Origin of the sequence: Protofrankia sp. Cr1, from assembly GCF_963555865.1 — a bacterium.
Taxonomy (GTDB): Bacteria; Actinomycetota; Actinomycetes; order Frankiales; family Frankiaceae; genus Protofrankia.
Genome location: NZ_CAUVXO010000003.1, coordinates 3,448 through 10,984 on the forward strand (window position 1 = coordinate 3,448; position 7,537 = coordinate 10,984).

A 7,537-nucleotide genomic window follows, 5' to 3' on the forward strand; every position below is an offset into this window, starting at 1 on the left:
GCACGTCGAAGAGGCTCTTGCCTCGCCTGCGCGTCGGGCTCGGAGTCACCGTCGCGGGCTGTTGAGTGGGCACCGTCGCCGCGCCCGGCGACAGGGTTGAGGTTGCGCCGCCGTCCGATCGGGGCTGGGAGTCAGGACCCTGCGAGACCATCAGCACCACGTTCGAGCCAGCCTCGACATCCTGGCCGCCCGACGGATTCATCGCCAGCACCGTACCCGCCGCCGCCGGGTTGTCGACCTGCTGGACCGTCACCCGGAAACCCTGCGCGGTCAACAGCACCCGCGCCAGAAGAACGTTCTGACCGACGACATCGGGCAGCATCTCCTTGGGTGGATTGGGTTCGCTGTCGTCGGGAGCGGGCATGGCCGCGACCGGCAGGTTGAGCCCGTCGATCGTGCCGCGCATGGTTCTCGCCCACGCCGCGGCGGGCAGGTCACCGCCGTAGACCTGGTTGAGGCCCTGCACGTTGCGCAGCGGGTAGGTCGTGGGCGACCGGGGGTCCGCGAGGGTCACCGCGACGGAGAGCTGCGGGATGTAGCCGGCGAACGACGCGGTACTGAAGCCCTGCGCCGTCCCGGTCTTGCCGGCCGCAGGTCTGCCGATCTGCGCGTTTTTCGCCCCGGTCCCGTGCAGGATGACCCCCTCCAGTACCGAGGTGACCTTGTCCGCAACGTCCGGCGCGAGCACCTGGCGGCACGCCTGGGGCGTCGTGTAGGTGACCGGCCGGTCCGTACCTCCGACCCGCTGAGTAATCGATTCAAACGGTTGTGGATCGCAGCGGACGCCACGAGCTGCGAGCGTGGCGTAGGCGGTCGCCAGGTCCATCGTGGAGATCTCGTTGGAACCGAGGACGGCCGAACCGTCGCGCGATCCGATACCGCCGGACGGGCAGCGCTGGCTGAGAGTCGGCGTCTGATCCTGCACCCGGCACGACGTCACACCGAGCCTGCGCGCCATCTCGGCGGTGTTCTGGATGCCGACATTCTCCGCGAGCTGGATGTAGTAGGTGTTCACCGAATGCCAGGTTGCCGTCGTCATCGAGTACAGACCGGCCTCGGTGGGGTCGGCGTTGCCGAAGCAGTCCGCGGGGCTCGCCCGCGTGCTCCCCTCTGCCCGAGGATTGTTGAAGACATTCGAGTGATAGCACACCGGCGAGTAATACGTCGTGCCCAGCGGCATCCCCTTCTCAATGGCCGCCGCCAGGGTGAAGACCTTGAAGGTCGACCCCGGTGAGAACGAGGTCTCCTCGAGCGGAATGATCTGCTTTGTGTGGGTGAAGTCGGTGGTCCGATCCGGCGCCAGCCCGTCCGAGGACGGTCCGTAGACCCGGTTGACGGCCAGCGCCAGCACCTTTCCGGTACCAGGCTGGATCATCGCCACACCCGCGGCGACCCGGTTACCCGGCGGCAGAACCCCGGTCACGGCGTTCTGCGCAGCGGCCTGGGCAACCGGATTGAGCGTGGTACGGATCGTCAGACCGCCTTCAAACAACAACCGCTCACGGTCCGCCCGGGTCGCGCCGAACCGGTCGTCCGCGAGCAGGGTGCGCCGGACATAGGCACAGAAGAACGGAACCGACGACAGCTGGCAGGGGTCTACCGCCTGGGGCGGGCGGTTCAGCTTCAAGGGCATTGCCCGGGTTTCGCTCAGTTGGCCGTCGCTGAGATGGCCGAGTTCGTGCATACGCTCCAGGACGATGTCACGGCGGACGGTCGCAGCCTGCGGATGCAGCACCGGATTATAGGCCGTGGGATTCTTCACCAGGCCGGCCAGCACTGCCGCCTGCGGGAGGGTGAGCTGACTCACGTCCACGTTGAAGTAATGTTTCGCCGCGGTCTGCACACCGTAGGCGCCGTCCCCGAAGTACGCTATGTTCAGATACCGTTCGAGAATCTGATCCTTGTTCAGGTGGTCCTCGAGGTACAACGCGTAACGCGCTTCACGAAGCTTTCGCTTGACCGTTTGTTCGGTCGCGGCCTCTTTCGTCTCCCTGGTGGTCGCGGCCTGGAGCAGGACGTTCTTCACGTACTGCTGCGTAAGAGTGGAGCCACCCTGCGTGACCGAACCGGATTCCTGGTTGGTTACATAGGCCCGGATCAATCCCTTGTAATCAAGGCCGGTGTGTTCGTAGAAACGGGAGTCCTCAATGTCGATGATTGCCTGACGCATCACCATCGGCACCTGGTCAAGTGCCACGATCTCCCGGTCCTGCTCACCCCGCAGGTACCCGATCACATTTCCCTGGGAATCCAGCATGCGAGAGGCCTGGGGCAACGGCGGAACGGTGAGATTCGCCGGCAGCTCCAGGAACGAGTCGGCCCCGCCCTTGGCCGTCAGACCCACCAGAGCCGCGAACGGCACCGCCACGAAGGCAAGCAGGACGCCGGCCAGCCCAGCGATGATCACGAATCGCGCGGCCCGGCCGACAGCTGTCCGGACCCGCGACCGAAGCGTCCGGGGCCTCGCCGGCATGCGACCGCCGGCGGGTGCGCCGCGCCTGGCGGTGCCGGAACGACCGGAACCGGCCGGAGGCTCCGGATACCGACGGTGTGACTCCGTCGTCGCTGTCACGTCCGGGAACCTCCAAACGGGCCCCCCTCGCGACCACTCGGCCGCGCAATCGGCACAAGCCTATGACCCCAGCCGCCAGACACGTGACTGTCACGCGGACGACACGAACCAGTGACAGAACGCACCACATTCGCGACCCGGATCAATGGCCCGGACGGGTCATTTGGACAACCACCCGTGTGGGGTCTGTGCCGTGGCAAGGGCGCTCCGTACGGTTTCGGGCGAAGCCACGTCACCACCCGCACGGGCCCCCTGACCCGGACTCGAGAAGAAAGGCAGGTGGCATGACCAGCAGCCTGGCTACCCGCACCAGTGCCGCACGACGTGCCAGCACAACCCAGCTGATCGGCTCGACCGTCGACGGCGACTGGACAGCGAACGCGGCCTGCCGCGATCTGGACCCCGACGATCTCTTCGTCCAGGGTGCCGCGCAGAATCGGGTGAAAACCCGTTGCTTTGGATGCGTCGTTCGGACCGAATGCCTCGCCGACGCCCTTGACAACCGAGTCGAATTCGGAGTCTGGGGCGGCATGACTGAACGGGAACGCCGCGCACTTCTGCGGCGGCGGCCCGATGTCGCGTCCTGGCGGAAGCTGCTCGCAGACGCGCGTGCCCATCATGGGACCGCCTCCGCGGGTTAGGACCGTCCGCACTTAGGGTCTGTCCGATGGATCTTCGATCACGCGGATCAATGCCCAGAAGGCGCCCCGCCACGTTGTCGTCGTCACCGATAGAACACCACTATCGGCTCCTCCTCCGCCTCGCGGGCCGCCTTCTGGATCATCGCCCACATCGACCAATATCCATCGGACGGACCCTAGCCCCCAGTCTGACGATCCAGCCTCCGACTCGTCCCTCGCACCTCATTATCACACCCCGGTGAGGTGCGCGGGATGGCGACGCCCCCGAAGAGACAACTTCTCGATGACGGCGTCCCGGGAGGCCCGACAGCGTTCCGGGGACTTCAGCCTCCGGGCGCGCGATCTGACGATCGTCGCGCGCCCTTTGGCCCGACAGCGTTCCGGGGACTTCAGCCTCCGTCCTGCGACGCCGCGTCCGCTATCGCCGGCCCTTGATCAGGTCAGCCGGCATGGTGGAGAACGTACTCCCCGACGAGCGCGGCACCGACCTCGCGTAGTCCAGCAAGATCGTGAACATCTCCGGCGAGCGCATCGACCTCGACCAGCGGCGTGTCAGGATGCGCGCTGGTGAAACGCTCGCGCAACCGGTTCTCGCGAGTGGACAGCCGTACTCTTTCCGCGTGGACCCGCAATACCGCCGCTGCCAGCGGATGCTCGGCGTGCTCGACAAGTGTTTCCGCCGCGGCGAGGCTGCGTTCCACGGTCAGCCCGCGGGCCCCGCGGCGCACCGGGTGAACCCGATTGATGACGAGGCCCGCCAGCGGCATTCCGTCCGAATCCAGCCGGTCGACAAAGTAGGACGCCTCCCGCAGGGCGGCAGCCTCGGGCGCGGCGACCACGACAAATGAGGTGCCGGGCGCGCCCAACAACTGGTATGTCTGCTCGGCGCGCTGGCGAAAACCGCCGAACATGGTTTCCATGGCCGCCACGAACTGACTGACATCCGCCAGGAGCTGCGCACCGACAATCCTGGTCAGGATCTTGCCGAACACGCCGAGCCCGACCCCGACGACTTTCAGGTACATCTTCCCCCCGGCCTTCGCCGGGGCGAGCAACAGGCGGAGCAGTCGACCGTCCAGAAATGCTCCCAGCCGGGTGGGCGCGTCGAGGAAGTCCAGAGCCGACCGGGTCGGCGGGGTGTCGACGACGATGAGATCCCAGTCTCCCGTCGCGTCCAACTGGCCGAGCTTCTCCATCGCCATGTATTCCTGGGTGCCGGCAAAGGATGACGACAACGACTGGTAAAATGGATTGTCGAGCAGCTGCCGGGCCCGCTCCGGAGTTGCGTGGACCAGGACGATCTCATCAAACGTCCTTTTCATGTCGAGCATCATCGCGTCGAGGCGGCCACCGGCCGATCGGTCGACCCCGGCGACCTCCCGCGGAATGTTGTCCAACTCCGTCAGGCCCATGGACTGTGCCAATCGACGCGCCGGGTCGATCGTCAGGACGACCACCTGGCGGCCCTGTTCCGCCGCGCGCAGGGCCAGCGCCGCGGCGATGGTGGTCTTCCCGACGCCACCCGATCCGCAGCAAACAATGATCTTCTCACTGTCAAGCATCGCATCGACATCCAACGGCGGTACCGGCAGCGGCGGCGCGGGCAACGGCCGCTGTGAGGGCTGCCTGTGCGTCCCGCTCATCCCATCCATCCGCGTTATCCGACCATCCGCTGTGTGCGCAGCAGCTCGGCAAACTGGTAGATCACACCGACATCCACTCCATCGGCAACCAGGGGCAGCTCGTAGACGGGACGGCCCAGCGCCTCGACTTCAGCCCGTTCGGCCGTCTCCAGCCGCACCCGGCGCGCGTGCTGGGCCGCCTCGGTCGCGAGAGCGCCGATCAGCTCGGCGCTCGGCAGAATGCCGGCCTCCTTCACGCCCGCCGCCAGTTCCTCAAGATCCAATTTATCGGTGCCGGCCCGCTCGATGTCCTCGGCCGCCAGTAACGGCTTCCGGATCATGTTCACGATAACGCCACCGACCGCGAGGCCCGCGGTTTTCAACTCGGCGACCCCGTCCACCGTCTCCTGGATCGGCATCTCCTCGAGCAGGGTGACGAAGTGCACGGCTGTGGTAGCGGATCGCATCACCGCCATCACGCTGTCGGCCTGGGTACGGATCGGACCCACCTTTGCCAGTCCGGCAACCTCTGCGCTCACGTTGAGAAACCGGCGATCCGACCGGTCGGCGGCGCGTCAAGAACGACGGCGTCATATGCCTTGCCGCCGGAACGGGTCGCGTCCGGACGGTTCACCGCTTCCTTCACCTTGCCGGTGAGCAGCACATCGCGGACCCCGGGCGCGATCGTGGTGGCGAAGTCGATGGCGCCGATCTTGCCAAGCGCCTTGCCTGCGCGGCGCAGGTTGTAGAACATCTCCAGGTATTCCAGCAGCGCCTCTTCCGCGTCGATGGCGAGCGCGAACACCTCACCGCCACCGGGAGCGCTTGCCACCTTACGCTCGGCGTAGGGCAGCGGCGGGGTGTCGAACAGCTGCGCGATCTGCTGACGCCCCTCGACCTCGGTGAGCAGCACCCGCCGACCGCCGGTGGCGAGGGCAACCGCGAGCGCGCCGGCGGCGGTCGTCTTGCCGGTACCACCCTTGCCGGTGACCACATGCAGGCGGCACGACCACGGCCCTCGGGCGACCTCCGGCGGCACGGCATCCGGCGGCACGGTGTCCGGCGGCACGGTGTCCTGCGGCGTCACACCGACGACCGTACCCGGCCTGGCCGGCCCCTTCCCGGCGGATGCAGGCGGATGCACGACGGATGCACGACGGATGCGTGGCGCTCGGACCTCATGTCCGCCGCTACGTTCCGCCATGTCCCGGCGATAGACCATTAAGGTCTCGTGTCATGACGACCTGGGAGTACGCGACAGCCCCGCTACTGATCCACATGACCAAGCAGATCCTCGACAGCTGGGGGACGGACGGTTGGGAGCTCGTCCAGGTCGTGCCCGGCCCCAACCCGGAGAGCCTGGTCGCCTACTTCAAGCGCCCCACGAACGCCTCGGCGAGATGACGCCCGCGGACGCCGCAGCGGCCACCCCGTCGCAGCGTCTGGCCGCGCTCGGCCTGGCGCTGCCAGCGGTACCCGTGCCGGCGGGCGCGTACGTGCCGGCCCGTCGCCACGGCGATCTGGTGTGGACAGCCGGGCAACTGCCGCTGGTGGACGGCACGCTCACCGACCACGGCCCGGTCGGCGCAGTGGTCGACGGCGGCCTGATCACCCCCGAGCGCGCCGCCGAGCTGGCCCGCGTCTGCGCGCTGAACGCGCTTGCGGCCGCGGCCGCGGTGGCCGGCGGTCTCGACGCCATCAGCGGAATCGTCAAGGTCGTCGGCTTCGTCTCCAGCGTGCGCGCCTTCACCGGCCAACCGGCGGTGGTCAACGGCGCGAGCGAGCTGCTCGCGGCACTGTTCGGCGAAGCCGGACGCCATGCTCGCTCCGCCGTGGGCGTGGCCGTCCTGCCGCTGGGCGCCCCGGTCGAGATCGAGCTGGTCGCCACCATCTGTTCTAACATCTGACGAATGGCGGATCCGACGAACGGAGTGACCGAGGACGAGCTCCGGCGCCTGCCCCAGCGGCTGCCGGCCAGCCTCGTCGAAGCGGCGCGGTCCTACCGCCCCGGTCTCGACACACCGGCACCTGCCCGCGCCGCCGCCACGGTGGTACTCCTGCGTCCCGCCCGCGGCGGGCCGGGCGCCTGCGGGGTCGAGATCTGCCTGCTGCGCAGGGTGTCCACGATGGCCTTTGCCGCCGGCATGTACGTCTTTCCGGGCGGGACGGTCGACCAGGCGGACGGCGACGCCAAGCTGGACCGATTCGGCGCTGCGGAGGCGACATTGCCGCCCGGGGCCGAACCTGCGCTGGCCCGGGCACTGGTCTGCGCGGCGGTACGCGAGACGTTCGAGGAGAGCGGTGTCCTGCTCGCGGGACCGGACGGGGGCACATCCGCCGACGTCAGCGACCCGAGCTGGGAGGCTGACCGCGTCGCTCTGGAGAGCAGAACTACCAACCTCGCCGCCGTGCTGGCCCGCCGCGGTCTCGGCGTGCGAGTCGACCTGATCCGTCCGTGGGCACGCTGGATCACGCCCGAGGTCGAACCCCGCCGGTACGACACCTGGTTCTTCGTCGCGGCGATGCCGGCCACACAGCGGACCCGCCAGATCCCCGGCGAGTCCGACCGGTTGCTGTGGACGTCGCCGGCGGCGGCGCTCGAGGAATTCATCGCGGACCGGCTGAACCTCATGCCACCAACTGCGTACACCCTCGGCGAGCTGGTCGGTTACGACAGCGTCGAGGCGGTCCTGACGGCTGCC

General features: G+C 68.0%; 6 protein-coding genes and 1 pseudogene. 4 read left to right on the forward strand and 3 right to left on the reverse strand.

The genetic code is table 11. The features are described from left to right. The coding region (locus U9980_RS00925; protein ID WP_416210103.1) for a penicillin-binding protein at positions 1–2,473 on the reverse strand (2,473 nt) is incomplete at its 3' end. Positions 2,474–2,856: 383 nt separating this feature from the next. Between U9980_RS00925 and U9980_RS00930 the strand changes: the two genes are divergently transcribed. After that, a complete protein-coding gene (locus tag U9980_RS00930) occupies positions 2,857–3,213 on the forward strand; it encodes a WhiB family transcriptional regulator (RefSeq protein ID WP_322747691.1) in 357 nt (118 codons plus the stop codon). Positions 3,214–3,653: 440 nt separating this feature from the next. Here U9980_RS00930 and U9980_RS00935 read toward each other — a convergent pair whose 3' ends face one another. Together U9980_RS00935 and U9980_RS00940 are read right to left on the reverse strand one after the other, a co-directional pair. Continuing rightward, the gene (locus U9980_RS00935) at positions 3,654–4,856 is read right to left on the reverse strand and encodes an ArsA family ATPase (protein ID WP_322766264.1); all 1,203 of its coding nucleotides are present in this window, start codon (positions 4,854–4,856) and stop codon (positions 3,654–3,656) included. Positions 4,857–4,870: 14 nt separating this feature from the next. Beyond that, a pseudogene (locus U9980_RS00940) lies at positions 4,871–5,889 on the reverse strand (ArsA-related P-loop ATPase). Positions 5,890–6,071: 182 nt separating this feature from the next. Between U9980_RS00940 and U9980_RS00945 the strand changes: the two are divergent. From U9980_RS00945 to U9980_RS00955, 3 genes are all read left to right on the forward strand, one after another. Then, positions 6,072–6,239: a DUF4177 domain-containing protein gene (locus tag U9980_RS00945; RefSeq protein ID WP_322747694.1), complete on the forward strand. Its 168-nt coding sequence runs from the start codon at positions 6,072–6,074 to the stop codon at positions 6,237–6,239. Further along, on the forward strand, positions 6,236–6,742 hold the full coding sequence (locus tag U9980_RS00950) for a RidA family protein (RefSeq protein WP_322766265.1): 507 nt from the start codon (positions 6,236–6,238) through the stop codon (positions 6,740–6,742). The genes U9980_RS00945 and U9980_RS00950 overlap by 4 nt, the downstream gene beginning before the upstream one ends. A 3-nt stretch (positions 6,743–6,745) precedes the next feature. Next, the coding region (locus U9980_RS00955; protein ID WP_322766266.1) for an NUDIX hydrolase at positions 6,746–7,537 on the forward strand (792 nt) is incomplete at its 3' end.